Here is a 25239-nt window from a genome sequence, read left to right as displayed (position 1 = left end):
AGTGGCACAATCATCACATCATCGGTCCGGCTGGCCACGTAATCGCGCACCGCTAATTTATCCGCCAACTGCGTATAATGCGGATTCCTGTCATAAATCAGCCGATGACACATTTTTTCATTCAGGGTGACCGGATGAATCAGGTCAGGCTCTCTGCCCAGTAAAGTACGCAATCGCTGCGTATGAAAACGTGCATCATTAATAATAAAACACCTTGTAACCTTGAGGCCGTATTCACAGTATTTAGCAATAAACGTAAGGGTATTCATGACATCCTCCACAATGGTGGCAGGATGATAAGCACCCCAGGTTGCCTGAGTTTGTCTGAACTGTGGAGCGCAAATGGAGGCTATCTGTTTCACTCTGCTCTCTCACCCAGGCCCGTTTTAATCGTGCGTTCGGTCAAAGTGCAAAGCGGTTTTTGGGTTTATTCTCTGATATCGATGCCGCTCAATGATTCGTGATCTTTTTATCACGTGGAAAACGATTAACCCGTTCTTATGCAAGAGCGGCGTCAGTGCCGCCTCAGCAAGGGCTTATCACGCTGTTTTGACTCGGCGTGATTTATCTTTATTGCTGCGCTGATATTTCTTTCCCGGCTAATAACTGAAGTAAATTTTATGCGTTTTTGTTAAATATCAACTCATATAATAATGATTTCTATTTACATTTTTTGTCTGATAAAATTCGCCGCGCCAGAATCGTTACGGCATGCCGTCTCATTTAATGATGGAAAACACCAATGAAAAAAATGCTTAGCCTGTTAAGTTTTATTTTCCTCACGACGAGTTCCGCCTGGGCCACCACCTATCCGCTGACCATCGAAAACTGTGGTCAGAAGGAAACCTTTACTAAAGCGCCAGCGCGCGTCGTAGCACTTGGGCAAAATACGGCGGAAATCATGCTGCTGCTGGGGCTGCAGGATAAAATGGTGGCGAGCGCATTCTGGCCGACCAAAGTGTTACCTGAGCTTGCTGAAAAGAATGCGAAAGTGCCGGTACTGACGGTGGAAATCCCTACGCTGGAATCCATCCTGGCGAAAAACCCCGATTTTGTGGCTGCCCAGATTCAGCTACTGATGGGGCCGAGCAGTAAAGTTGCCAAACGCGAAGACTTTGAGTCCGTTGGCATAAACACCTACCTGTCACCAGGCATGTGTGCCACGAAGCAGAATACCGGCGATATTTATGGCAGCCGTTCGACGCTGTGGAATATGGCCTATGTTTACGAAGAAATCGCCGATTTTGCCAAAATCTTTAACGTTGAAGATCGCGGACAGCAGGTGATCAACGACTTTAAAAAGCGTGAAAGCGCCCTGAGAAAAGCCTTTCCTAAAGGCAAGAAAGACCTGTCTTTCGTGTTTTGGTTCTCCAGCTCCTCCCCCACCGCGGATGCCTACGTGGGCGGTAAAAATGGTGCCTCCGGCTTTATCGCCGATCTGCTGGGCGGCCATAATGCCATTACCACCGAAACCGAGTGGCCCACTGTCAGTTGGGAAAGTATCATTGCCGCCAATCCGGATGTCATCGTGGTCACCAGCCTTGATCGTAACCGCTGGAAGCTGGATAGCGCCGAAGAAAAGATTAAGTTCCTGAAAAGCGATCCGGCCGTGAGCCAGCTCGATGCCGTGAAGAAAGGCCATATTGTCGTGATGGACGGTCAGGCAATGAACCCGACGATTCGTACGATTTATGGTGCAGAACAGGTTGCAGAGCAGTTACGTAAGATGGGCCTGAATTAATGAGTGAAGGGGTTGTTCAGGCACGACGAGTGGGGTTTATCGCCATTGCGATCCTCGCCCTCGTCGTGCTGGTTGTGGTGATTGCACTGGGCGTCAGCGTAGGCGAGTTATCAATACCGCTAAAATCCGTCTTTTATACCGTCACCAATAAACTGGGAATGACGGCGGTGCCCGTTAACCGTATCCATGAAAGCGTGATCTGGGATTTCCGTTTAAGCCGGGCGCTGGTTGCCGCATTCAGTGGGGCAGGTCTGGCGATCTGCGGGGCGGTGTTACAGAGCCTGCTGAAGAATGCCCTGGCCGAACCCTACGTGTTAGGGGTTTCGGCTGGCGCATCAACCGGGGCGGTGTTGATTGTGGTCTCGGGCGTCGGCGCGGGTGCTATCTCCCTTTCGCTGGGTGCCTTTACCGGTGCCTTTGCGGCCTTTGCGTTTGTTGCCCTGCTGACCAATGGCGCACGTGGCGGTACGGAGCGCACGATTCTGGCGGGCGTTGCGGCATCGCAACTCTTTAATGCGATAACCGCTTACACCATTAGTACCTCGGCAAATGCGCAGCAGGCGCGCGACGTCATGTTCTGGCTGCTGGGCAGCTTTAGCGGCGTACGCTGGCCGGAGTTTCAGTTGGTGGTCGTGGTCGTGCTGGTCGGTTTAGCGGTCTGTCTTTATTATGCGCGCGCGCTGGATGCCTTCACCTTTGGCGACGATGCCGCGGCTTCGTTAGGTATTCCGGTTGGCGTGGTTCGTCTGGTGCTGTTCACGGCAACCGCCCTGATGACCGCCACGATTGTCAGCATGGCCGGCTCGATTGGCTTTGTCGGGCTGGTGGTGCCGCATGTGATGCGCTTCTTTTTCGGTCCTCTGCACAGCCGCCTGCTGGTGGCCTGTGCTATCGCGGGTGCGATTTTGATGGTGCTGGCGGACATTGCCTCTCGTATGCTGATTGCCCCCCAAAGCCTGCCGGTGGGCGTGGTTACCGCGCTGGTGGGTGTGCCATTCTTTGCCGTTATTATTTATCGCTCCAGGAATCAATAATGAGCATTAGCGCCGAACACCTTACCTGGCAGGTGGGGAAAAAAATCATCGTTAATGACGTTTCCCTGGCGGTATCGCCGGGCGAAACGGTGGGATTACTGGGGCCAAATGGCTCAGGCAAATCCTCCCTGCTTCGTCTTCTGGCTGGCCTGCGTAAGCAACAAAAGGGCAAAGTGCTGTTGGATGGCAAGGATCTGTCGTCCATTGCCCGCAAACAGCTTGCCCGCCGTGTCGCCTTCGTTGAACAACATGCGTTAACCAGTGCCAATATGCGCGTGCGCGATATCGTCAAACTGGGCCGCATTCCGCATCACTCGCCGTTTTCCAGTTGGACCCATCAGGACGACGACATCGTCGATGCCGCACTGAAACGTGTGGATATGGCCTCACGTTGCGATCAGGGCTGGCAGAGCCTGTCTGGCGGAGAACGGCAACGTGTGCATATCGCCCGGGCCCTTGCCCAGTCACCGAATGAAATACTGCTTGATGAGCCCACCAACCATCTGGATATTCACCACCAGATTCAGCTGATGAAGCTGATCAGCGAGCTACCGGTCACCAGCATTGTGGCAATTCACGATCTGAACCATGCCGCGCTGTTTTGCGATCGTCTTATCGTTATGCTGCACGGGGGCGTGGTGGCGCAGGGCACGCCGGATGAGATTCTCACGGAGTCACTGCTGTGGGACGTGTTCAGGGTCAAAACACAGATCGAGACGTCCCCGGTACATGGTAAAAAACATATTCATTTCTATGTGTGAATCCCCGCGGCGCGCCGTCAGGACGGCCGGTTACTGGCCATCAGTCTGACGCGCGCGGGGGCGCGTCCGTTGCCGCGTTATGACGGGCTTCTTTCCCTGCGGCACATCCCACCTGTGCAGTCACGCACGGTTGCCGGTGAGCGTCAGGTCATCGGGATCACGCACGGGAAACACTAAAGAATAAACCATTTACAGGATTTGGTTCCGGCCTCTCTTTTTAGCAGTCCACTGTTTTCCAGTTTTAACAGCCAGTTTCTTGCAGCGTAAATAGACATATCGCACTCATCGGCGACATCCCGGGTTAATATGCCTTCCGACTGTTTTTTAATAAGACACATAATGACGTCTTTCATCTGTGGTTTTTTCTCAGTGTCCTGAAGCTGATTCCATTTCGCGTCACATTGAATTTTATAAGCAAGCTCTTTCATGGCCGTTTCCCCGTAAAGTGTTAACACCTCAAAAATTAAATTTTCCGGCTATGTCTGTTATTTCGTTACAGCGCCAGGCTGTAACGAACCCGGGCATGCTGCCGATATGAGGATTTAACAATTACGGGGCTAAAATAGCTACAAAAACCTTAGAATGGTTAATTTTAGAAAGGAAAAACTGTTTTTATAAATTTATATAAAATTAAATTCCACACAAGAGACGCTCGCTGTGCAGGGTAGCCACCAGAAAGAGGCGTAAACCCGCGTACATTCCGCAGGGCAGGACGTGCGAAACGGCGCTACCCGCGCCTGCGGACAACGCCATTAGCGGGTATGACAAACGATAAGAGGTAATACCCGACTGCCTACCAATATCGCATCCTCCATTCCTTTTATTTTCGAAATATAGAGATAGGCAAAGTGGCTGTTTAATATATTTTCCGGTACGTTGTCGCGCAGACCGCGACTCACACTATAGTGGTCGAGCTTATAAAGTGACTGGATATAGGGTGAATACTGAAATTCGACATTACGTCTTAAGATATACGTATTTCCCGCTTGATAGACCGTTCCATCAACGGACACCATGCCTTCTCCGGAATGACGCAGCGTCAGCACAAAGCTGGCATCCAGATGATAATTCCGGGTGAGATCGCGCTGTTGAAAATTCGCTGCGCAGGTAAATTCGAACATGGCGCGTTGCGATTTTACAGAGTACAGGCCCCCCGCAATAAGCAGGATGGCACAAAGCAAAACCAGACTGAGCGACACGACGTTCTTCTTATTCATTCTCTGCCCGCCATCCGAGTTCAGAATAGTTTGAGCAGTAGGCCTGGCCGCCCGTTACGTGGCGGCAGTAAGCGACGTAGACATTGCCCCAGTGGCCGGCCGTCACGTTTCTGTCCGCGTAAAACAGATATTTGCCGCCCTTCTGACAGGGCATGCCGCTGCTGGCGATGATTTTGCGCCACACGGGTTCCGGCGGGAAAGCCGATTCCCCCGGATGCACCGGCAGATAGAGTACCTCGCAGCCGTTGACGTCTGCCACGCTGACAGGCGCGATCGATTTTTCAGGCCGGAGGGAAGACAGCACCAGCACAGTCATGCCTGCCAGCAGGAGCACCGCAATACCTGCAGCGTAATAACGACGGTCGCGTCGCGGCAGAGCCGCCGTCGGAGAGACCGGATCCGCAGTGGGAGCCGCCAGTTCCGGCTCAAGGTGCGTCGTTTGAATCGCCAGCGTGGGATTGAAAACAAAGCCCACTTTATAAACGGTGGTGATAACGTCCTGGCTGATGCCCAGCGAGGCAAAACCGCGTCGAATAGACGATACATAGGCATTCAGGCTGTTGAACGAAGGCGTTGCGCCCGTTTCCTGCCAGAAATTATCAAGAATATGTTCCCGGGCCAGCACCACGCCGGGGCTTTTCAGAAACATTTCCAGTAAATGATTGCAGGCAGGCGATAAGGGCACGCTGGTTTCACTGGACTCGACCAGGCACAGTCGTCCCTGAGCGGGTGAAAACCGAACCAGACCTTCAATTACATATTCTGTCTGCTGCATTTCAGGCTCCGGCAACACACAGGCAAGGCAGTAAACAACAACGCATGCGGGATAACGATCCTCAATCATCGGGCAAAAAAGTCCGCGCATCATCAGCGCCGGCCGGGTGTGGTATGCATGGCCACTGAGCAAAATCTTCTGACGTGGCGGGCAGTGTGCATTACCGGCCGAGGAAACGGGCGGCGTTCAGATACGTGTCCGTTCGCTGAGCTAACACGCATGATGACGGCAGATCCCTCCAACCCGGATATTGTCAGGTCAGGTTAAATAATTTCGCTGTAATTGTATCAGAGAACGCCACGGCAAGAGCGGGAATGGCAGAAAGGTTCGTCTACGTTATCGACATCACGTTTTTTGCAATGATGTAGCACAAGTTCACGAAGACGGGCCGTGCAGATGCGCACAGAGGGAAAACCGGTCAATGCCACCCTCACCTTGTGGCATTGACCGGCGATGTTTTTACGGCTGAAGCATTTAATACCAGCGGCCAAAGCGTTTGATGTACGCCATCTTCATTCCCTGCGCCACCAGACAGTAGCTAAACAGGGTGAGCACCAGCCAGGGGAAATAGTGCCAGGGCAGCGGAACTAATCCCACCAACGTACCCAGCGAAGAGAACGGCAGCAGGATACCCGCCGCACAGATACCCATCGTGGTCAGCAGCACCGGCAGCCGGGCGCAGCTTTGAATAAAGGGAATTTTCTGCGTCCGCAACATATGCACCACCAGCGTTTGAGACAATAACCCTTCCACAAACCAGCCAGACTGGAAAAGCGACTGGGCGCTTTCATGATTTGCCCCGAAGACGTACCACATCAGCGCAAAGGTCGTGACATCGAAAATAGACGATGTTGGCCCCATCCACAGCATAAAGCGCTTGATGTTACCGGCATCCCACTTACGCGGTTTACGTAAAAACTCGCGATCCATCTTGTCCCAGGGCAGAGCCAGTTGAGAGATGTCATACATCAGGTTCTGAATCAGCAACTGGATAGACAGCATGGGCAGAAAAGGAATAAATGCGCTGGCAATCAGTACGGAGAACACGTTGCCGAAATTCGAGCTGGCCGTCATGTTCAGATACTTGATGATATTGCCGAAGGTTTCGCGCCCTTTGAGGACACCCTCGCCCAGCACAGCCAAATCTTTTTCCAGCAAGATAATGTCCGACGACTCTTTGGCAATGTCCGTCGCCGTATCGACAGAGATCCCCACATCGGCCTCGCGCAGCGCAGGCGCATCGTTGATGCCATCGCCGAGGAAACCGACGGTATGACCATTCTGCTGCAGCAGTTTAAGCACGCGTGACTTTTGCTGCGGCGTCAGCCGGGTGAAAATCATGCAGCGCTCCACTTCCGTGCGCAGCACCGCGTCGCTCATGTCATCAATCTCATTGCCGGTCAGCATGGCTTCAGAAGCCAGCCCCACTTCCTGACAGACGCGCAACGTCACCAGCGGATTGTCGCCTGTCAGCACTTTGACCTTCACGCCACTGTCTTTCAGCGCCTGAATCGCTTTGCCCGCGCTCTCCTTAGGCGGATCCAGAAAGGTCAGCATCCCTTCAATGGTCAGCTCGCACTCATCATTGCTGCTGAGTGGCAGCGCTATGCCGTGCTCACGGGTTGCCACCAGGAGGACGCGAAAGCCTTGCTGATTATAATGCTGCGTCAGGTTCAACAGTTCGACGCGTTTCTGTTCGCACAGCGGAATGACCGACTCGCCCTGACGTAGTGTGGTCGCAGCAGCCAGCATTTCCTCGACCGCCCCTTTGCAGATTAACAGTGGACGGTGCGTTTGCAGATCTTCCACCACCACAGAGACACGACGGCGGACGAAGTCAAAAGGCAGCTCATCCACCTTCTGAAACTGGCTGCACTGGGCCGCAGACAGGGTTTGCTCTCCAAATTTCAGTACCGCGCGGTCCATCAAATTTTTTGCCCCGCTCTGGCTGCTGCTGTTGAGCCAGGCCAGCAGCAATACGCGCGCATCCTCTACGCCTTCCCCGTTCAGATGCGCCGACAAAAAAATGTTGTCCTGCGTCAGCGTGCCGGTTTTATCGGTACACAGCACATCCATTGCACCGAGGTTTTGTATCGCGTTCAGCCGTTTAACGATGACTTTGCGCCGTGACATCGCAATCGCGCCTTTGGCCAGATTGGCACTGACGATCATCGGCAGCATTTCGGGGGTCAGACCGACGGCAACCGCCAACGCGAACAAGGTGGCGTCCATCCAGTCGCCTTTAGTAAAGCCGTTGATCAGTAAGACAACCGGCACCATCACCAGCATGAAGCGGATCAGCAGTCTGGACACGCTGTTTACGCCACGGTCAAACGCGGTCTGCGGACGACGACCCGAGAGCGAGGCCGCCAGCGAACCAAACCAGGTTTCACTGCCGGTAGCGACAACCAGTGCGCGAGCCGTGCCGCTGGCGACATTGGTCCCCATCAGACAGCTGTTTCTGAGCTCCAGTACGCTGCGACCGGGCTGCTCTGCGATCTCTTCACCTGCGCTGAGATCGTTTTTCTCAACGGGCAGCGATTCACCGGTCAGGATCGCCTGGCTGATAAACAGATCGCGCGAGGCCAGCAAGCGCACGTCGGCCGGCACCAGATCGCCCGCACTCAATAAAATCACATCGCCGGGCACCAGTTCACGCATATCAATATCGTGACGGCGGCCAGTCGTGCTGCCTTCTTCACGACGCAGTACGGTAACCTGCGTGCGAACCAGCGACTTTAAAGCCTGCGCGGCGCGGTTGGTACGGAACTCCTGCCAGAAACGCAGCAGTCCACTGAGCGTTACCATGGTAAGTATGATGATCACGCCAGACAGATCGGTGTCCTGACCGGCCCGCAGCGGTAGCCAGTAATCGGTTACCCAGCTGACCAGTGCCAGCACCATCAGCACATAGATGAACGGATTGTTAAAGGCCAGGATCAGCTGGACAAACGCGGAAGGCGCTTTTTCATGCACCACTTCATTGCGGCCATAATCACCCAATCGCGCCCGGGCTTCCGTGTGCGTCAGGCCCTCATAGCTGCTGTGGAGGTTGCTCAGCGTGACATCGGTGCGATTGCGTGCTTCGCGTTCAATGGCAAAGGGCGTTTTGGTTTTTTTAAGTGCACGCTGGCGGTTGTGAATCATCGCGGCGTGTTCGAGTTTCATGTCGCTCATGTCGACATCTCCCTGATTTAAAGCAACAGATATCCTGCATGCGAAATAAAGCATGCCTGTATGTCCGGTTATTTCCGGTAAAGAGGTTCAGTCAGTTTTTAATAAATAAGCGCGCACGTCCGCCGCGCAGAAAAATAAAAACACCGCGCAATACCGGACCTGGCGAAATAAACGCACAAAAAATGACTGTATGAGAAAGGGTGCGCAGCCCGCGGCTACGCCTGTCGAGGCGGAGGGAAAAGTGCCTGAATATACATAAACATAATGCGCTCTCGCAGTGACTACAGCGTGTATTTCAGGGAGAGCAATCGGATCGTACAGAGAAGATTGCTGCCCGCCAGGTGGCAAGCAGCGAAATGCAGTTAGCTTGCCGGAGTAATAACGTATTTAGGGTGACTGTCCAAAGTATGACTCCTGCGACTATTTTCGCTTAGTATAATCTCAGCCCCGTTCGGGTAAAGAAAAATAACGGTTCAATCCCGGTTTCGTTTATTAACCGTTGTGACTTCAGCATGCCCGCCTGACCAGCCTTATAACCGCGTTGCATTTGTTATAACTTTTTTGCATATCATTAGCCCATAATCGACTATTCTTTGCATGAGCCCTTTCGTACACTCGCGTTACTTTCTCAGGCAAGGATTTTCCATGAAAAAAATAATTCCATCATTACTGGCCTTGTCACTGGCCACCGCATTCAGCGTTAACGCCGCCACACCAAAAGATACCCTGGTCGTCGTACAGTCAACAGACGATGCAGACAGCTTTGATCCGGCGAAAGGGTTTGAACTGACCAGCGTGCAAGCGTTTACCAACATTTATCAGCGCCTGGTGCAGTCGGATCCACAAAACCCCACAGATTTAAAACCGACCCTGGCGACATCCTGGCAGCCAGGTAGCGATAACCGCAGCCTGACGTTTGCATTGCGTAAAGACGCCAAATTCGCCAGCGGCAATCCCCTGCGCCCGGAAGATGTGATCTTCTCGCTGGGGCGCGTGGTGAAACTGAATCTGGATCCTTCCTTTATTCTGACCCAGCTCGGCTGGAACAAAGATAATGTGGATGGCTTCCTGAAAAAGGTTGATGACAACCATGTGCAGATTAGCTGGACGGCGAACGTCAGCCCGGCTTACGTTCTTAGCCTGCTGTCCGCACCGGTTTCCTCCATCGTCGATGAAAAAACTGTCAGCGCGCACGCCGAAAAAGGCGATTTCGGTAACGGCTGGCTGGCCACCAACTCTGCCGGTAGCGGCCCTTACCAGATTCGTAAAGTGGTGATGCATCAGGCCGTGATCCTGACCGCCAACCCGACGTCACCGGCCGGCGCGCCGAAGATTAAAAATATTCTGATCAAAAATGTGCCGGAACCGGCGGCCCGCCGGTTGCTGCTTGAGCAAGGCGACGCTGACATCGCCCGTAACCTGGGGGCAGACCAGATTGCCTCGCTGCAGGGCAAAAGCGGTGTGAAAACCGACGCGATTCCGATGGCCTCGCTGTATTACATCCAGTTCAACATTGGCAACAAAAACAATCCGGCGTTAAAAAACCCGGCCTTCTGGGAAGCGGCACGCTACCTGTTCGACTATAAAGGCATTGCCGGACAGCTGCTGAAAGGGCAGTTCGATGTGCACCAGACGTTTCTGCCGAAAGGTTTTCTGGGTGCCTTAAACGACAACCCGTACAGTTACGATCCGGAAAAAGCGAAAGCGATCCTGAAAAAAGCCGGCCTGACGAATGTCAGCTTTACCCTGTCCACCAGCAATCAGCCCCCGTATCTGGATATTGCCCAGGCCCTGCAGGGCAGCTTTGCTAAAGGCGGCGTAAAAGTGGAAGTGTTGCCGGGACTGAGCTCTGAAGTTTCTACCCGCGTCAAAGCGCATAACTACGAAGGCACGATCAACGCCTGGGGCGCAGACTACTTTGATCCGAATACCAACGCCTCGTCGTTCGCCTACAACCCGGAAGATGGCAGCAAGACGATTGCTTACCGTTCTGACTGGCATATTCCAGAGCTGAATAAGCAGGTGCTGGCTGCAACCGCGGAAAGCGATCCGAAAAAACGCGTTGAACTTTACCAGGCGATGCAACGTGAAGTGCTGAAAAGCTCGCCTTATGTTATTGGACTGCAGGCGAAAAACCTTATCGCCCTGCGCGATAACCTTAAAGGCTACGTTCAGGGCATTAACCCGGACATGGTTTACTATTCGCAGGTTACTAAGTAATGGCACACTCTGCCTCTTCTGCCGGGTCCGCCCGGCATTTTTGGCGGCGCGCTGGCCGCCTTTCATCAGGCTTACTGTCACTGGTAATCACCCTGTCAGGATTGCTGGCGTTTACCTTTATGCTGTCGCATCTCTCGCCGATCGATCCGGTACAGCAAATCGCGGGCGATCATGCCAGTGAAGCGACCTATGCGCAGGTTCGTCACGATCTCGGGCTGGATCAGCCGGTACTGATGCAGTTCTGGCACTACATTGCGCATCTGATGCGCGGCGATCTCGGCGTTTCCCGTCTGACGAATCAGCCCGTCAGCAGCGACCTGTTGCAGACGTTTCCGGCCACCATTGAGCTGGCCACCTGCGCAATGATTTTTGCCGTGATCTTTGGCGTTTCACTGGCGTTGCTGGCCGCCTGGAAACCCGGCAGCGTGATCGATAACGTGGCGCGCTTTATCTCCCTGTTGGGTTACTCCGTGCCGGTCTTCTGGCTGGGCCTGCTGGGCTTATTGCTGTTTTATGCGGTGCTGCACTGGTCTGCCGGACCGGGACGGCTGGATGATATCTGGGCCTATACGCTGGAGCCGAAAACCGGCTTTGTGCTGATTGACAGCTGGCTGTCGGGCGACCGGGAAATTTTCTGGAACGCGGTGGCCCATCTCTGGTTGCCGGTGGTGATTTTGGGCCTGCTGGCGATGGCGGGCATTACCCGTTTGCTGCGCGCGGCGCTGCTGGAAGAGAGCAGTAAAGAGTATGTGGTGCTGGCGCGGGCAAAAGGCGCGGGCCGGGTGCGGATTCTGCTGCGCCATATCTTCCCGAACGTGCTGGGTACGCTCATTACCGTGATTGCGCTGTCCTACGCCACGCTGCTGGAAGGCTCGGTGCTGACAGAAACCGTGTTTGCCTGGCCTGGCGTAGGGCGCTATATGACCAATGCGCTCTTCTCTGGCGATGTGCCAGCCATTCTGGGGGCCACTCTGTTGATTGGAAGCTGTTTTATTCTGATCAATGCGCTGGCGGACGCCCTCACCTGGTTAACCGATCCGAGAACACGATGACGCAACAACTTACTGAACTTGAAACGGTGCGACCACGACGCAGCCGCCGACGCATCACCTCGTTAACCATCGGGTTAACGCTGGTGGCGATTGTCATTCTGATGGCAGTGCTGGCACCGCTCATCGCGCCTTACGATCCCAATCTGCAAACCATCTCCAGCCGCCTGCTGCCGCCTTCGGCTGCACACTGGTTTGGCACCGATGGCTTTGGCCGCGACCTGCTCTCACGGGTGATCTATGGCGCACGTCCGACGCTGCTGCTGGTATCACTGATTCTGATCCTCACTATCCCGGTGGGCCTGCTGGTGGGCATCACCGCCGGCTATACGGGCGGCTGGACCGAGCGCGTCTTGATGCGCATCACCGATATTTTTCTTTCACTGCCAAACCTGGTGATTGCCCTGGCGCTGGTTTCCATTATGGGACCGGGCCTGATGAACGGTGCGCTGGCGCTGGCGCTGACCAGTTGGCCGCCGTTTGCCCGTCAGGCGCGCGCCGAAACCCTGGCGCTGCGGCGCAGTGACTATCTGGCCGCCGCCCGTATGCAAGGCATTACCGGCTTTCGCCTGATGTTCGGCCATATTCTGCCGCTGTGCCTGCCCACCGCCGTGGTGCGCGCGGCGCTGAGCTTGGGCGGGATTATCCTGGCCGCTGCCGGACTGGGCTTTCTGGGCATGGGCGTGCAACCGCCTACCGCCGAGTGGGGTTCAATGGTTGCGGAAGGCAGTAAGGTGATCTTTGACCAGTGGTGGGTGGCGGCGGCTCCCGGCGCGGCCATTCTCTTTGCCAGCCTGGCGTTTAACCTGACAGGCGATGGCCTGCGTGACCGACTGGATACCCGACATGCAAAATAACATTCTTGTGGAGTCACTCAGCATCCGCAGCGAGGCGGCGACGCTGGTCGACAATATCAGTTTCTCCATCGGGCGGGAGCGGGTGGCGCTGGTTGGTGAATCCGGTTCGGGTAAATCGCTGACCGCCCGGACGTTAATGGGCTTACTGTCCCCTGCCCTGCATCTGCAGGCCAGCCAGCTTCAGGTCGCGGGTGAAAATGCCCTGGCCCTGAACGAGCGCGGCTGGAGTAAGCTGCGGGGCGAGCGCGTGGCCATGGTCATGCAGGACCCCAAATATGCGCTGAATCCGTCACGGACGATCGGCTGGCAGGTGGAAGAGCCGCTGATTCTGCACCGTCGCCTGAGCCGCGCAGCGCGCAAAGAAAAGGTGTGCGACATGCTGGATGCCGTCGGCCTGCCTAATCCGCGCCAGTTGATGCAGGTTTATCCGCATCAGCTGTCCGGCGGGATGGGACAACGCGTGATGCTGGCCATCGCCCTGATTACCGATCCGGCCTTTTTGATTGCCGACGAGCCGACATCCGCACTGGATCACGCCATGCGCGATCAGGTGCTGTCGCTGATTCGTGAGCTGGTGGAGTCCCGCAACATGGGCCTGCTGCTAATTAGCCATGATCTGCAACAGGTCTCAGAGCACTGCGAGCGCGTGATGGTAATGTACAAAGGTCGCGTGCTGGATACGCTGCCTGCGGCGGATTTGCCGCGCGCAACCCATCCCTACACTCGCACGCTGTGGTCCTGCCGCCCCAGTAAAGCCACGCACGGACAACCGCTACCGGTGCTGGACCGCGCAGCGCTGGAGGCCCACCATGATTAATCTGCAACACCTGAGCGTGTCACACAAACAGGGTTACGATCTGCGTACCGTCGTACACGACGTTAACCTGCAGGTTAACGCGGGCGAGTGTTTTGGTCTGGTCGGCCCGTCTGGCTGCGGCAAGTCATCGCTGCTGTGGGTGATGGCCGGACTGAACCCGCACTGGCAGGGGAATATGGAACTGGCAGGGCACAAAGTCCTGCCGGGCAAAAGCTTTACCGGCGCGCTGCGTCAGGAGGTGCAGATGGTGTTTCAGGATCCCTATGCCTCCCTGCATCCCCGCCATCGCCTGCGCCGTACGCTGTCCGAGCCGCTCAACCTGCTGAAACGGGACAACATCGACGATCGTATTCATGAGGGATTTCGCCATGTGGGGCTGGATCCGTCGCTGGCCGATCGCTATCCTCATCAGTTGTCCGGCGGTCAGCGCCAGCGTGTGGCTATCGTGCGCGCCCTGTTGCTTCAGCCCAAAATACTGCTGCTGGATGAGCCAACATCGGCACTGGATATGTCAATCCAGGCTGAGATTCTCAATCTGCTTAACGATCTTAAGCGTCAGGATGGTCTGACGATGGTGCTGGTCAGCCATGATCCCGATGTGATTGATCACATGTGTGACCGTGCCGTCCGGATGGCGCAGGGACGGATCGTTGAGCAGATTGCCGCCTCAGCCTGATGCAAGGAAAAACCATGAGCATCCGACTTCGCCCACTGGAACGAGAAGATCTTCACTTTGTGCATCAGCTGGATAACAACGCCAGCGTCATGCGCTACTGGTTCGAAGAGCCGTATGAAGCCTTCGTGGAATTGTCCGATCTGTACGATAAGCACATTCACGATCAGACCGAACGGCGCTTCGTGGTTGAGCATGAGGGGCAAAAAGCGGGGCTGGTGGAGTTAGTGGAGATTAACCATGTTCACCGCCGCGCTGAATTTCAGATCATCATTGATCCGGCGCATCAGGGCAAAGGTCTGGCCACCCAGGCGGCGAAGCTGGCGATGGATTACGGTTTTTCCGTGCTGAATCTGTATAAGCTCTACCTGATCGTCGATCAGGAAAATGAGAAAGCCATCCACATCTACAGCAAACTGGGCTTTGAGATTGAAGGCGTGCTTAAACACGAATTCTTTATCAATGGCGAATACCGCAACACCATTCGTATGTGCATTTTCCAGCATCAGTATCTGGAACGCCATAAAGCACCGGGCGGTATGGTAAAACCTACCGCCCAGTAATCAGCCGCGTGCGCCGACCGGGTTCATGTAAGGCTTTGGATGCTCGGGCTCCAGGTTATACATGCCCCCGTAGAACGGATCGACCAGCAGCCAGCCGGGGAAGCCCAGCAGTGGAATATTCCCCAGCAGGTACCACAGGTTGGCACGGGCTTCGATCGGCACCGTGACGGGCACGTAGCCCGGACTTTCCAGCATCAGCAAATAGTGCTTTTTACCAAAATAGCGATGGGTGGATTTTTCCAGGATGACGGTTTTTGGCGTATAGCCTTCCGCAACAGGACGACCAGTTTCATCCTGTACGGTAAAACGCGCGCCGGGCGGCTGCGAATCGATCAGAACCGATTGGTTTTCGTTGCCAACAATGGTGGCGCAACCGCTCAGTAGCATCGCGGCAGCGAGAGCCAGAATGTGCTGTTTCATGGCAGGATCCGATAAAAGTCAGGAAGCACAGTGTAAACCGCCCTTCCCACCTTTTCATCCTTCTCAATCGGGCTATCATCGCCCGATTCTGCTGCTTTATTGCGGTTGACAATGGCGGGCAATCGCCGCGATGTCACGGGGCGAGGTGCGGCAGCAGCCGCCAATCAGTCGGGCGCCGGCCTGCTGCCATTCGGCAAATTTGTCATGCAGCGTGCAACCTGAGGGCGCGGAGTGCCAGCTTTTGCTGTTGGCATCGTACTGCTCACCCGAATTGGGATACACCACCAGGGGCTTCTCTGTCAGGCGCTGAAGCTGCTGCAGAGCGGGTGTGACACTGTCCAGCGCGATGCAGTTGATCCCCACGGCAATAACCTGCGGCTGCGCATTCAGGTAGGCCGCAACGTCACGCAGCGACGTGCCATCGCTGAGGTGTTCCGCATCACGTAGCGTAAAGGAGAACCAGGCACAGCTGTCAGGGAATTCGCGCAGCAGGTTGACCAGCGTCTGCGCTTCGGCAAACGAAGGCAGGGTTTCACAGGCCAGCACATCCACGCCCGCTGCCAGCAAGGCAGCTATCCGGGGGCGATGAAACGCCATCATCTCGGCTTCGGGCAACGTATAGTCGCCGCGATATTCCGACCCGTCCGCCAGAAACGCGCCATAAGGGCCCACCGAGCCTGCTACCAGCAATATCCTGTCGTCTGTCTGCGTCGCCAGGTAATCTGCGCGGGCACGTTGAGCCAGTTCGACGCTTTGTGCGATCAGCGCCAGCGACTGCTGTTCGTTCAAACCGCGTGCCGCAAAGCCTTGTGGCGTCGCCTGATAGCTGGCGGTAATTGCGCAGCGCGCGCCAGCAGCAAAATAGTCATAGTGCACCTGGTAAATCAGCTCAGGATTTTCCATCAGCACTTTCGCGGACCACAACGCATCCGTCAGATCGCAGCCCCGGGTTTCCAGCTCAGTCGCCAGCGCCCCATCCAGAATCAACGGAGCAGACTGCTGCAGTGCGTGTGATACAGGATTACGCGACATCTCTGGCCTCCTTAGCCTGTGATTTTTTGTGGGTCACATGGTAAGCGCCATAGCAAAACAGCACAAACGGAATTCCGCACCACAGGGCAATGCGCTGTGAGGGATCAAACGCCAGCCCGGCACAGGCCAGCAGGCAGAGTAAAAAGCCCAGAATCGGCGTAAACGGATAGAGCGGCGCGCGGTAAATCAGGTCAGCTGGCGCTTTGCCCTGCTGCACATGCCGGCGACGGAAAACATAGTGCGATGCACAGATGCTGAGCCACACCGCCACGACGGCAAAGCCAGAGATAGCAGACAGCGCCACAAATACGGTGTCCGGCGCGACCACACTGGAAAACAGCGCCAGCAGCCCGCCAATCATGCTGACGGTGATAGCCAGCAGCGGTACGCCACGTTTATTTACCCGGGCGAAGGCGCGCGGCAAGGTGTTTTCATTGGCCAGCGACCACAGCATCCGGCCCGAAGCATACAGGCCCGAGTTCGCCGCTGACAGGATGGCCGTGAGAATAACAAAGTTGATGATATCCGCCGCCCATGGAATACCGATTTTCTCAAACACCAGCACAAACGGGCTTTTGACGATACCGGCCTGATCCATCGGGATCAGCGCCGCCAGCACGAAGACGGTGCCGACAAAGAACAGGATGAGACGAGCAACGGTGGTACGAATAGCCAGCGGCACGACTTTTTGCGGGTTTTCGGTTTCACCGGCGGCAATACCGATTAACTCAGTGCCGGAAAAGGCAAAGTTCACCGCCACCATGGTCATGATGATCGGCAACACACCGTTAGGCAACCAGCCGTGCGCGGTAAGATTGCTCAGTCCGGGTGCTGGCGTACCGTCCTTCATGGGAATAAACCCGAACATGGCTGCGCCGCCCAGGACGATAAAGGCGACAATGGTGATGACCTTGATGATGGAAAACCAGAATTCCCCTTCCGCAAAGAAGCGGGTAGAAATCACGTTCAGCAGATAGATGGCAATACAGAAAACCAGGCACCAGATCCAGACCGGCACATGCGGAAACCAGTACTGCATACAGAACCCTGCCGCCGTCAGGCTGGACCCCAGCGCGACGGTCCAGGTCAGCCAGTAGAGCCAGGCCACGGTATAGCCGGTTGCCGGACTCAGATAGCGGGCCGCATAGACGTGGAATGCGCCGGTTTCGGGCATCGCCACGGACAACTCACCCAGGCAGGCCATGACCAGCCAGACCACCAGCGCGCCAATCAGATAAGCCAGCAGCGTACCGGCGGCCCCTGTCGTGGAAATGATGTAGCCGGTGTTAAAAAACAGGCCCGTACCGATCACGCCGCCCAGCGATAACATCACCAGGTGGCGTACTTTCATGGTTCGCTTGAACTGACCCTGCGAAGACGTATTCTGCTCGCTCATAAACCTCATCCGTATGGACGTCTAAACATCTATATGCAGCAGATTTATACGCGTCGTCGCGCCGAAATGCAACGGGCGAAGCGGTAAGGTGCCAGAAAGGCCGGGATCGGTGCCCCGTGATAACGGGGCGGAATGCGTTAGCCAAACACGCTTTGCAGGTAGCGTTCCAGCGCCATTCGCGAACTGAAACCGTGCGGAATACCGTAGTGTTCCTGCGTATCACCGGCCAGGTAGAGAGGGAACTGTGTGTAGTGATCACAGGTTTTCATTTCTGAGGCCGGTTCGGCGAAAGGCTGACTTTTTTCTTTTAACGTCGGGTGGATGACCAGCGCCGTGCGCCCCATGCGCGCTTCGCGATTGACGTAAACATAGTTGTCGCCACGACGATAGCCGTACGCACGGGGGGTAATTTCATCGACTTCAAAGCCCACTTTTTCCAGGACGCGCGCTACCTCATCTGGTCGTAAATACATGCTTGATCCTCTCCTCTTCAAAAGCCACGCAACCTTACATCAGCGTGGCTGTACGGGCATTCGGAATTTTCCCTAAAGGGTCATCCCGCGCCTCGTTAAGCAAAACGTGGTCTACACTGAGTATTACGTGTTAATGACAAGGGAGCCAAAAATGTTTAATCGAACGCAAAAAAACGATGACATTGATATCAATCAGGATGTTAATGAGTTGGCAGATTCACTTGAAGCCCTGCTGAAGTCTTACGGCAGCGAGGCCAAAGACGAAGTCAATTCTGCGCGCAGTCAGGCTGAAGCCCTGCTTAAGCAAACCCGGGCAAAACTGAACGGCGGCGGTAACCGTGTCACGCAGGTGGCCCGCGATGCCGGCTATCAGGTTGACGCGTATGTCCATGACAAACCCTGGTACGGTGTCGGTATCGGCGCGACCATCGGCATTGTGTTAGGCGCACTACTGGTTTCACGCCGCTAACGCTGTTCCACCCCGTTATCATCCGCCTCGCTCACTGAGCGGGGCTTTTTTATGCCTGTTTTTTAATCAATCAGCTTTACAAATTTATTTTTCGGGTGGCAGAGCGCGCCAGGCCTGACTTGCCGCGATAATCGCGATTAACCCTACATATGGTGCTATTGACCGCCGCAAATACTACATCTAGTATTCATTTCATTGTCAGCCCACAAGATGTTTGCACGAACGAAGCCTGATTCAGGGATATACACATCGTTATTCGCAGCAGGACCGCAATGAAAGAGGAATACGAATCATGCGCATTATTATTTACACTAAAAACCACTGTGTCCAGTGTAATGCCACGAAGAATGCACTGGATCGCCACGGCATCGATTACCAACTGATCAATCTGGATACCCAGCCGGACGCAATCGACAGCCTGAAAGCGCTGGGCTATCGCCAGGTGCCCGTGGTGATGACCCATGACGATCACTGGAGTGGCTTTCGTCCTGACAAGATAGCCCGTTTAACCCAAACCACGGCCATCGGCGGGTAGTCACATGTTCCCACTGGTCTATTTTTCCAGCCAGTCGGAAAACACCCATCGGTTTATTACCCGTCTGGGCCTGCCCGCGCACCGCATACCGATTGAGAGCAAGCAACCGCTGCATATTCACCAGCCTTATATTCTGGTGGTGCCGAGCTATGGCGGTGGCAGTCATCGCGGCGCCGTGCCCAGACAGGTGATTCAGTTTCTTAATGATGAAGCCAATCGTCGCGGTCTGCGCGGCGTGATCGCGGCCGGTAACCGTAACTTCGGTGAAGGCTACTGCCTGGCGGGCGACATCATTGCTAAGAAATGCCAGGTTCCCTACCTGTATCGGTTTGAACTGATGGGAACGCCGGACGATATCGCCAATGTAAAAGCGGGAGTAACCCAATTTTGGCAACCACAGACACTCTGAACAACGTTGCGCTGGACTACCATGCGCTGAACGCCATGCTGAATCTGTACGACGCCGATGGCCGTATTCAGTTTGAAAAGGATCAGCAGGCGGCGCGACAGTTCCTTATTCAGCACGTGCAACCCAATACGCTGCACTTTGCCAGCGTAGCCGAGCGCCTGCGCTATCTGGTTGCAGAAGGCTACTATGAAGCGGACGTGCTGAATCAGTACGATTTTGACTTCCTGTGTGCCCTGCACGATGAAGCCGACGCATGGGGTTTTGAGTTCAAAACCTTTTTAGGCGCGTGGAAGTACTACACCAGCTACACGCTGAAGACATTTGACGGCAAGCGTTACCTGGAAACCTTTGCGCAGCGTGCCTGTATGGTGGCACTGACGCTGGCACGGGGCGACGAAAGCCTGGCACGCGCAGTACTGGCGGAAATCCTCAGTGGCCGTTTTCAGCCTGCCACGCCGACGTTCCTTAACTGCGGCAAGCAACAGCGCGGCGAGCTGGTTTCCTGCTTCCTGTTGCGTATTGAAGACAATATGGAATCGATTGGCCGGGCGGTGAATTCCGCCCTGCAGCTGTCCAAACGCGGCGGCGGCGTGGCGTTCCTGTTGTCGAACCTGCGGGAGGCCGGTGCGCCGATTAAGCGCATTGAAAACCAGTCTTCCGGCGTCATTCCGGTCATGAAAATGCTGGAAGATGCGTTCTCCTATGCTAACCAGTTGGGCGCACGTCAGGGAGCGGGCGCAGTCTGGCTCAGTGCTCACCATCCTGACATTTTACGTTTTCTGGATACCAAGCGCGAAAACGCCGACGAGAAAATCCGCATTAAAACCCTGTCGCTGGGCGTGGTGATCCCGGACATCACCTTCCAGCTTGCCAAAGAGAATCAGCCGATGGCGCTGTTCTCGCCCTACGATGTGGAGCGGATCTACGGTCAGGCGTTTGGTGATATCAGCGTCAGTGAGAAATATCACGAGATGCTGGCGGATGACCGCATTCGTAAAACCTATATTCAGCCGCGCGATTTCTTCCAGACGCTGGCGGAAATTCAGTTTGAATCGGGTTATCCCTACATCATGTATGAGGACAGCGTCAACCGCGATAACCCTGTTGCCGGTCGCATTAATATGAGCAACCTCTGTTCAGAGATTTTGCAGGTGAACAGCGCCAGCGAGTTTAATGAAGACCTGAGCTACCGCCGCGTGGGAAAAGACATTTCCTGTAATCTGGGTTCCCTGAATATCGCGCATGCGATGGACTCGGGCAATCTCGCACAGACGGTGGATACGGCAATCCGCGCCCTGACGGCGGTATCAGAGATGAGTGATATTGCGTCCGTGCCTTCCGTTGCAGAAGGTAACCGGCGTTCCCATGCGATCGGCCTGGGCCAGATGAACCTGCATGGCTATCTGGCGCGGGAAGGCATCGTCTATGGTTCTCCGGAAGCACTGGATTTCACTAATCTCTATTTTTACTGTGTGACCTACTATGCGCTGCGCGCCTCGAATCAGCTGGCAAAAGCACGCCAGCAAACCTTCGAGGGTTTTGAGTCCTCGACCTATGCCACCGGCGCTTACTTTGACAAGTATCTGAACGCTGACTGGCAGCCGCGCACCGCCCGTATTGCCGCCCTGTTTGCCAAAGCGGGCATTACGCTGCCCGGCCGTGAAGACTGGCTGGCGCTGCGTGAAGCGGTGATGACCTCGGGTTTATACAATCAGAATCTGCAGGCTATCCCGCCCACGGGGTCGATCTCCTACATCAATCACGCCACCTCCAGTATTCATCCGATTGTGTCGCGTATTGAGATCCGCAAAGAGGGTAAAACCGGTCGCGTATACTATCCCGCCCCCTTCATGACCAATGACAATCTGGCGTTCTATGAAGATGCCTACCAGATTGGGCCGGAGGCCATTATTGATACCTACGCTGAGGCAACCCGACATGTGGATCAGGGCCTGTCACTGACCCTGTTCTTCCGGGACGACGTGACTACGCGCGACATCAATAAAGCGCAGATTTACGCCTGGAAGAAAGGCATCAAAACGCTCTATTACATTCGACTGCGCCAGATGGCCCTGCAAGGCACCGAAGTGCAGGGCTGCGTCTCCTGTGCACTGTGAGAAACCTGTTATGCAACTTCGACATATTCACGCGATTAACTGGAACCGGATTCAGGATGAGAAAGATCTTGAGGTCTGGAACCGTCTGACCAGCAACTTCTGGTTGCCGGAAAAAATCCCGCTGTCCAATGATTTGCAGGCCTGGCAGACGCTGGACAAGTCACAACAGCAGCTCACCATTCGCGTCTTTACCGGCCTGACGCTGCTGGACACCATTCAGAATGTGCTGGGCGCACCGGGGTTAATGCCTGACGCGCTGACGCCGCATGAGGAGGCGGTGCTGTCGAATATCAGCTTTATGGAGGCGGTGCATGCCCGATCCTACAGCTCGATTTTTTCGACCTTATGCAATACCAGCGATGTGGATGCGGCGTACCAGTGGAGTGAAGAGAACCAGGCCCTGCAAAATAAAGCCGGGATTATCCTGACCCATTACCGCGCTGACGATCCGTTAAAGAAAAAAATCGCCAGCGTCTTTCTGGAGTCGTTTCTGTTTTATTCGGGCTTCTGGCTGCCGATGTACTGGTCCAGCCGCGGCAAGCTGACCAATACGGCGGATCTGATTCGTTTAATCATCCGCGATGAGGCGGTACACGGCTACTATATCGGCTATAAATACCAGAAAGCGCTTGAGCAGGTCGATGAGGGCCGCCGCGAAGCCTTACAGCAGTTCGCCATCGATCTGCTGCTGGCGCTGTATGAAAATGAAGTGGCCTATACAGAAGCGCTGTACGGCGAAACAGGCTGGGCAGACGAGGTGAAAACCTTCCTGCATTACAACGCCAATAAGGCGTTGATGAATCTGGGCTACGAGGCTCTGTTCCCGGCGGAGCTCACGCAGGTCAATCCGGCCATTCTGGCGGCACTGTCACCCAATGCGGATGAGAACCATGATTTCTTCTCGGGCTCAGGATCGTCTTACGTGATGGGGAAAGCGGTCGAAACCGAAGACGAAGACTGGAATTTTTAAGACGTTGTGTGCCGTGCTGTCAACGGCACGTTTCCCCTTAGCGAAGGGACAGGCGCGCGGCATTTTCACAGCGCGCTGAACCTTCCCTCTCCGTCCGCGGAATGGGTGCCGATCGCGCCACAATAAATGACGGTAACGATTTGGCCGCCGTTGCCAGGGTTAACCAGACTGAGATCACTGCTCACGCACTGACCGCTCTCAGCATCGCGCTGCCTTTGGCATGGCGTTGAGAAACCCGTTTATTCCGACGCCAAAACGGGGCGCCGTACCCGGATCCAATCTGACAGAGGGATAAGTCTGTGCCTGCCACGACCCGAGAAATCGCGACCAACAAACCCGACGTAAACGGCTGTCGATCTTTACTGTTACCCGACTATCACATAAACATAGCTATCAAATTATTTTTTAGGTTATTATTAACGCCACATTATTATTCATCTTTGCTACTGACGACCTATGACAACGTCTCACCCTGGTTTATCTTCCGCGCTGGTGGGACTGATGTCCGTTGCCACGGGACTGTGCGTCGCCAGTAATTATTATATTCAGCCTCTGCTGCATACTATCGCCCTTCACTTTCACTTATCCGTCGCATTCGCCGGGTTTATCGTGACCAGCGCGCAACTCGGCTATGCCTGCGGTCTGCTGTTGCTGGTCCCACTTGGCGATATGCTGGAACGGCGTGGACTGATTGTTGCCATGATGGTGCTGGCGGCGCTTGGTATGGTGATCATTGCCCTTTCCTCCTCTTTTCCTGTGTTGTTACTGGGAACGGTACTTACCGGGCTCTTTTCTGTCGCGGCGCAAATTCTGGTACCGCTGGCGGCCACCCTGGCCCGCCCGGAAACACGGGGCAAAGTGACCGGCACCGTCATGAGTGGCTTGCTGTTGGGTATTCTGCTGGCGCGCACCGTGGCGGGCGGCCTGGCTCAGTTGGGCGGCTGGCAAACCGTCTACTGGGTCGCCAGCGTCTTAATGCTGTTGATGGCGCTGGCGCTGTGGCGCGCGCTGCCGCGTATTACCCCCTCGGTCTCGTTAAATTATCCGCAGCTGCTGGTTTCCATTTTCAGGCTGTATGCGGCCGACGCTGTTCTGCGCACCCGGGCCTTTACCGGTTGCCTGACGTTTGCCAATTTCAGCATCCTGTGGACCTCAATGGCCTTTCTGCTCTCTTCCGCGCCCTACGGTTATTCGGAAGGGGAGATCGGCTTACTGGGGCTGGTGGGTGCCGCTGGCGCACTGGCGGCCAGAAAAGCCGGGGCGCTGGCGGACAAAGGTAAAGCGAAACTGACCACCAGCATGGGCTTGCTGATTATGCTGCTGTCATGGAGCGTGACCGCCTGGGGCACACAGCATCTTGCGGCTCTGATTATCGGCATTTTGCTGCTGGATCTGGCGGTACAGGGCGTGCATATCACCAATCAGAGCGTGATTTACGCGCGTCAGCCTGATGCCCGTAACCGCCTGAATGCCGGCTATATGACCAGCTACTTTATCGGCGGTGCGCTGGGTTCGCTGCTGTCTGCCAATGCCTATCATCTGGGCGGCTGGCATGGGGTTTGCGCAGCCGGTGCAACACTGACGTTACTGAATTTACTTGTCTGGTGGAGGAATCACCGCTTAGAGCAACCGAATAGCCAGAATAGTGTGATTTAGCCTGTTCAGCCGAGTGTGAGTTTGCTATGGTTGGCCCCAAAGTTATTCACGTCGGTTATTTTTTCTTTCGAAATCATTTGATGTCGTACCGTTTCGCTCTACGACCAACGCCTGTGATATCAATGCGCACCACCTTCACCCTGGGGTCAAGGACAGATCTTGAATCACCACAGTGGAACAGCCCGAGAACACCGCTTCTGTGTCCGGTGACTCAACAGTCATGCTGTCGCCGTGGTTACTATAAAAGTTGAAATTAGTGAGGTTTTTTCTAATGGAAAGTTCGTTTACTCCCATTGAGCAAATGTTAAACATCCGCGCCAATCGTCATGCGGATTTCCCCTTCCAGGAGATTCTTCTGACGCGACTCTGCATGCATATGCAAGGTAAGCTGCTGGATAATCGTAATAAAATGCTGAAAGAACAGGGCATCAATGAAACCCTGTTTATGGCATTGCTGACCCTGGATGCGCAGGAAGATCAGAGCATTCAGCCTTCTGAACTGAGCACCGCGCTGGGTTCATCACGTACCAACGCCACGCGCATCGCTGATGAGCTGGAAAAACGCGGCTGGATTGAGCGCCGTGAAAGTGCGCAGGATCGCCGCTGTCTGCATCTGCATCTGACCGACAAAGGTAATGCCTTCCTGCAGCAGGTTCTGCCGCCGCAGCATCAGAGCCTGCAATATCTGTGGTCCGCTCTGACCGCTGACGAAAAGTCGCAGCTCGAAAGCATCACCCGTAAGTTGCTTACCCGACTGGATAAAATGGAAGAAGACAAACTGTCTGCCTCGTTATCACGGTAATAGCAAGATCTGCGACACAATCACCTGACGAAATCGTTATTTTAACCCTCTTTCATCCGGCCAGCGCTTAGTCGCT

At 55.0% G+C, this 25239-nt stretch carries 24 protein-coding genes and 1 pseudogene; 16 read left to right on the top strand and 9 right to left on the bottom strand.

Translation table 11 applies throughout. The features are described 5' to 3' along the window. Nucleotides 1-269 (bottom strand): annotated as a pseudogene (locus RAC90_RS19910) (glycosyl transferase); the annotation flags it as partial. Nucleotides 270-742: 473 nt separating this feature from the next. Between RAC90_RS19910 and RAC90_RS19905 the strand changes: the two are divergent. Genes RAC90_RS19905 through RAC90_RS19895 form a run of 3 tightly spaced genes read left to right on the top strand, consistent with a single transcriptional unit; the run spans nucleotide 743 to nucleotide 3536 of the window. Continuing rightward, nucleotides 743-1741 (top strand): ABC transporter substrate-binding protein, encoded by a 999-nt coding sequence (locus RAC90_RS19905; protein WP_006120487.1) that lies wholly within the window; start codon nucleotides 743-745, stop codon nucleotides 1739-1741. After that, nucleotides 1741-2775, top strand: a complete 1035-nt coding sequence (locus RAC90_RS19900) for an iron ABC transporter permease (RefSeq protein WP_033739425.1) — start codon at nucleotides 1741-1743, stop codon at nucleotides 2773-2775. Before RAC90_RS19905 ends, RAC90_RS19900 begins: the two co-directional genes overlap by 1 nt. Next, nucleotides 2775-3536: an ABC transporter ATP-binding protein gene (locus RAC90_RS19895; RefSeq protein ID WP_185200587.1), complete on the top strand. Its 762-nt coding sequence runs from the start codon at nucleotides 2775-2777 to the stop codon at nucleotides 3534-3536. The genes RAC90_RS19900 and RAC90_RS19895 overlap by 1 nt, the downstream gene beginning before the upstream one ends. 173 nt (nucleotides 3537-3709) lie before the next feature. Here RAC90_RS19895 and RAC90_RS19890 read toward each other — a convergent pair whose 3' ends face one another. The 4 genes from RAC90_RS19890 to mgtA all read right to left on the bottom strand — a co-directional run bounded on the left by RAC90_RS19890 (nucleotide 3710) and on the right by mgtA (nucleotide 8705). Continuing rightward, nucleotides 3710-3964, bottom strand: coding sequence for a FaeA/PapI family transcriptional regulator (locus RAC90_RS19890; protein WP_006120482.1), 255 nt, complete (start codon nucleotides 3962-3964; stop codon nucleotides 3710-3712). A gap of 324 nt (nucleotides 3965-4288) precedes the next feature. Next, entirely contained in the window at nucleotides 4289-4753 is a 465-nt protein-coding gene (locus tag RAC90_RS19885; RefSeq protein WP_054687206.1) for a hypothetical protein, read from the bottom strand. Then, a complete protein-coding gene (locus RAC90_RS19880; RefSeq protein ID WP_039340102.1) occupies nucleotides 4746-5528 on the bottom strand; it encodes a winged helix-turn-helix domain-containing protein in 783 nt (260 codons plus the stop codon). Before RAC90_RS19880 ends, RAC90_RS19885 begins: the two co-directional genes overlap by 8 nt. Nucleotides 5529-6002: 474 nt before the next feature. Next, the gene (gene mgtA, locus RAC90_RS19875; RefSeq protein ID WP_058702300.1) at nucleotides 6003-8705 is read right to left on the bottom strand and encodes a magnesium-translocating P-type ATPase; all 2703 of its coding nucleotides are present in this window, start codon (nucleotides 8703-8705) and stop codon (nucleotides 6003-6005) included. A 645-nt stretch (nucleotides 8706-9350) separates the two neighbouring features. On the opposite strand from mgtA, the gene RAC90_RS19870 reads away from it, so the two are divergent. The 6 genes from RAC90_RS19870 to speG are packed head-to-tail and all read left to right on the top strand — an operon-like array spanning nucleotide 9351 to nucleotide 14884. After that, complete coding sequence (locus RAC90_RS19870) at nucleotides 9351-10925, top strand: ABC transporter substrate-binding protein (protein ID WP_033739429.1); 1575 nt, start codon at nucleotides 9351-9353, stop codon at nucleotides 10923-10925. Then, nucleotides 10925-11977, top strand: a complete 1053-nt coding sequence (locus RAC90_RS19865; RefSeq protein WP_039340107.1) for an ABC transporter permease — start codon at nucleotides 10925-10927, stop codon at nucleotides 11975-11977. Before RAC90_RS19870 ends, RAC90_RS19865 begins: the two co-directional genes overlap by 1 nt. Continuing rightward, nucleotides 11974-12831, top strand: coding sequence for an ABC transporter permease (locus RAC90_RS19860; RefSeq protein ID WP_054633264.1), 858 nt, complete (start codon nucleotides 11974-11976; stop codon nucleotides 12829-12831). The genes RAC90_RS19865 and RAC90_RS19860 overlap by 4 nt, the downstream gene beginning before the upstream one ends. Continuing rightward, nucleotides 12821-13648, top strand: a complete 828-nt coding sequence (locus tag RAC90_RS19855) for an ABC transporter ATP-binding protein (protein ID WP_033739435.1) — start codon at nucleotides 12821-12823, stop codon at nucleotides 13646-13648. The genes RAC90_RS19860 and RAC90_RS19855 overlap by 11 nt, the downstream gene beginning before the upstream one ends. Continuing rightward, on the top strand, nucleotides 13641-14324 hold the full coding sequence (locus RAC90_RS19850) for an ABC transporter ATP-binding protein (RefSeq protein WP_058702298.1): 684 nt from the start codon (nucleotides 13641-13643) through the stop codon (nucleotides 14322-14324). The genes RAC90_RS19855 and RAC90_RS19850 overlap by 8 nt, the downstream gene beginning before the upstream one ends. A gap of 14 nt (nucleotides 14325-14338) precedes the next feature. Continuing rightward, nucleotides 14339-14884 (top strand): spermidine N1-acetyltransferase, encoded by a 546-nt coding sequence (gene speG, locus RAC90_RS19845; protein WP_006120674.1) that lies wholly within the window; start codon nucleotides 14339-14341, stop codon nucleotides 14882-14884. Here the strand turns inward: speG and RAC90_RS19840 are convergent, their stop codons facing one another. The 4 genes from RAC90_RS19840 to RAC90_RS19825 all read right to left on the bottom strand — a co-directional run bounded on the left by RAC90_RS19840 (nucleotide 14885) and on the right by RAC90_RS19825 (nucleotide 18205). Next, complete coding sequence (locus tag RAC90_RS19840; protein WP_054633262.1) at nucleotides 14885-15304, bottom strand: hypothetical protein; 420 nt, start codon at nucleotides 15302-15304, stop codon at nucleotides 14885-14887. Nucleotides 15305-15400: 96 nt separating this feature from the next. Then, nucleotides 15401-16336, bottom strand: coding sequence for a homocysteine S-methyltransferase (gene mmuM, locus RAC90_RS19835; protein WP_375124698.1), 936 nt, complete (start codon nucleotides 16334-16336; stop codon nucleotides 15401-15403). After that, on the bottom strand, nucleotides 16326-17732 hold the full coding sequence (mmuP, locus tag RAC90_RS19830) for an S-methylmethionine permease (RefSeq protein ID WP_006120677.1): 1407 nt from the start codon (nucleotides 17730-17732) through the stop codon (nucleotides 16326-16328). Before mmuP ends, mmuM begins: the two co-directional genes overlap by 11 nt. A gap of 137 nt (nucleotides 17733-17869) precedes the next feature. Beyond that, the gene (locus tag RAC90_RS19825; protein WP_006120678.1) at nucleotides 17870-18205 is read right to left on the bottom strand and encodes a DUF2002 family protein; all 336 of its coding nucleotides are present in this window, start codon (nucleotides 18203-18205) and stop codon (nucleotides 17870-17872) included. A gap of 151 nt (nucleotides 18206-18356) precedes the next feature. On the opposite strand from RAC90_RS19825, the gene RAC90_RS19820 reads away from it, so the two are divergent. From RAC90_RS19820 to mprA, 7 genes are all read left to right on the top strand, one after another. Next, on the top strand, nucleotides 18357-18674 hold the full coding sequence (locus RAC90_RS19820; protein ID WP_375124697.1) for a DUF883 family protein: 318 nt from the start codon (nucleotides 18357-18359) through the stop codon (nucleotides 18672-18674). A 292-nt stretch (nucleotides 18675-18966) separates the two neighbouring features. Continuing rightward, nucleotides 18967-19209, top strand: coding sequence for a redoxin NrdH (locus RAC90_RS19815; RefSeq protein WP_205955602.1), 243 nt, complete (start codon nucleotides 18967-18969; stop codon nucleotides 19207-19209). Between the two features lie 4 nt (nucleotides 19210-19213). Further along, nucleotides 19214-19618 (top strand): class Ib ribonucleoside-diphosphate reductase assembly flavoprotein NrdI, encoded by a 405-nt coding sequence (gene nrdI / locus RAC90_RS19810; RefSeq protein WP_375124696.1) that lies wholly within the window; start codon nucleotides 19214-19216, stop codon nucleotides 19616-19618. Continuing rightward, the gene (gene nrdE / locus RAC90_RS19805; protein WP_072021703.1) at nucleotides 19597-21735 is read left to right on the top strand and encodes a class 1b ribonucleoside-diphosphate reductase subunit alpha; all 2139 of its coding nucleotides are present in this window, start codon (nucleotides 19597-19599) and stop codon (nucleotides 21733-21735) included. Before nrdI ends, nrdE begins: the two co-directional genes overlap by 22 nt. Before the next feature lie 10 nt (nucleotides 21736-21745). After that, complete coding sequence (gene nrdF / locus RAC90_RS19800) at nucleotides 21746-22705, top strand: class 1b ribonucleoside-diphosphate reductase subunit beta (RefSeq protein WP_282498127.1); 960 nt, start codon at nucleotides 21746-21748, stop codon at nucleotides 22703-22705. A 456-nt stretch (nucleotides 22706-23161) separates the two neighbouring features. Further along, the gene (locus RAC90_RS19795; protein WP_039340114.1) at nucleotides 23162-24361 is read left to right on the top strand and encodes an MFS transporter; all 1200 of its coding nucleotides are present in this window, start codon (nucleotides 23162-23164) and stop codon (nucleotides 24359-24361) included. A 271-nt stretch (nucleotides 24362-24632) separates the two neighbouring features. Beyond that, nucleotides 24633-25163 carry a transcriptional repressor MprA gene (gene mprA / locus RAC90_RS19790; RefSeq protein ID WP_033739447.1) on the top strand — a complete coding sequence of 177 codons (531 nt, stop codon included), beginning with the start codon at nucleotides 24633-24635 and terminating at the stop codon, nucleotides 25161-25163. Nucleotides 25164-25239: the final 76 nt, after the last annotated feature.

The sequence above is a fragment of the Pantoea sp. CS_6 genome, from assembly GCF_041954745.1.
Taxonomy (GTDB): Bacteria; Pseudomonadota; Gammaproteobacteria; order Enterobacterales; family Enterobacteriaceae; genus Pantoea; species Pantoea stewartii.
The sequence above is the reverse complement of the archived record's forward strand: the minus strand, read 5'-3'. Positions and strand labels throughout refer to the sequence as shown.

What these genes read in the sequence shown, in the direction of transcription:
- mmuM (WP_375124698.1), bottom strand. Translation starts at nt 16,336, where the DNA reads ATGTCGCGTAATCCTGTATCACACGCACTGCAGCAGTCTGCTCCGTTG.
- RAC90_RS19795 (WP_039340114.1), top strand. Translation starts at nt 23,162, where the DNA reads ATGACAACGTCTCACCCTGGTTTATCTTCCGCGCTGGTGGGACTGATG.
- RAC90_RS19850 (WP_058702298.1), top strand. Translation starts at nt 13,641, where the DNA reads ATGATTAATCTGCAACACCTGAGCGTGTCACACAAACAGGGTTACGAT.
- nrdI (WP_375124696.1), top strand. Translation starts at nt 19,214, where the DNA reads ATGTTCCCACTGGTCTATTTTTCCAGCCAGTCGGAAAACACCCATCGG.
- RAC90_RS19860 (WP_054633264.1), top strand. Translation starts at nt 11,974, where the DNA reads ATGACGCAACAACTTACTGAACTTGAAACGGTGCGACCACGACGCAGC.
- RAC90_RS19890 (WP_006120482.1), bottom strand. Translation starts at nt 3,964, where the DNA reads ATGAAAGAGCTTGCTTATAAAATTCAATGTGACGCGAAATGGAATCAG.
- RAC90_RS19870 (WP_033739429.1), top strand. Translation starts at nt 9,351, where the DNA reads ATGAAAAAAATAATTCCATCATTACTGGCCTTGTCACTGGCCACCGCA.
- RAC90_RS19895 (WP_185200587.1), top strand. Translation starts at nt 2,775, where the DNA reads ATGAGCATTAGCGCCGAACACCTTACCTGGCAGGTGGGGAAAAAAATC.
- RAC90_RS19855 (WP_033739435.1), top strand. Translation starts at nt 12,821, where the DNA reads ATGCAAAATAACATTCTTGTGGAGTCACTCAGCATCCGCAGCGAGGCG.
- RAC90_RS19815 (WP_205955602.1), top strand. Translation starts at nt 18,967, where the DNA reads ATGCGCATTATTATTTACACTAAAAACCACTGTGTCCAGTGTAATGCC.
- RAC90_RS19905 (WP_006120487.1), top strand. Translation starts at nt 743, where the DNA reads ATGAAAAAAATGCTTAGCCTGTTAAGTTTTATTTTCCTCACGACGAGT.
- mprA (WP_033739447.1), top strand. Translation starts at nt 24,633, where the DNA reads ATGGAAAGTTCGTTTACTCCCATTGAGCAAATGTTAAACATCCGCGCC.
- mmuP (WP_006120677.1), bottom strand. Translation starts at nt 17,732, where the DNA reads ATGAGCGAGCAGAATACGTCTTCGCAGGGTCAGTTCAAGCGAACCATG.
- mgtA (WP_058702300.1), bottom strand. Translation starts at nt 8,705, where the DNA reads ATGAGCGACATGAAACTCGAACACGCCGCGATGATTCACAACCGCCAG.
- RAC90_RS19865 (WP_039340107.1), top strand. Translation starts at nt 10,925, where the DNA reads ATGGCACACTCTGCCTCTTCTGCCGGGTCCGCCCGGCATTTTTGGCGG.
- RAC90_RS19840 (WP_054633262.1), bottom strand. Translation starts at nt 15,304, where the DNA reads ATGAAACAGCACATTCTGGCTCTCGCTGCCGCGATGCTACTGAGCGGT.
- nrdF (WP_282498127.1), top strand. Translation starts at nt 21,746, where the DNA reads ATGCAACTTCGACATATTCACGCGATTAACTGGAACCGGATTCAGGAT.
- RAC90_RS19900 (WP_033739425.1), top strand. Translation starts at nt 1,741, where the DNA reads ATGAGTGAAGGGGTTGTTCAGGCACGACGAGTGGGGTTTATCGCCATT.
- speG (WP_006120674.1), top strand. Translation starts at nt 14,339, where the DNA reads ATGAGCATCCGACTTCGCCCACTGGAACGAGAAGATCTTCACTTTGTG.
- RAC90_RS19820 (WP_375124697.1), top strand. Translation starts at nt 18,357, where the DNA reads ATGTTTAATCGAACGCAAAAAAACGATGACATTGATATCAATCAGGAT.
- RAC90_RS19885 (WP_054687206.1), bottom strand. Translation starts at nt 4,753, where the DNA reads ATGAATAAGAAGAACGTCGTGTCGCTCAGTCTGGTTTTGCTTTGTGCC.
- RAC90_RS19880 (WP_039340102.1), bottom strand. Translation starts at nt 5,528, where the DNA reads ATGCAGCAGACAGAATATGTAATTGAAGGTCTGGTTCGGTTTTCACCC.
- RAC90_RS19825 (WP_006120678.1), bottom strand. Translation starts at nt 18,205, where the DNA reads ATGTATTTACGACCAGATGAGGTAGCGCGCGTCCTGGAAAAAGTGGGC.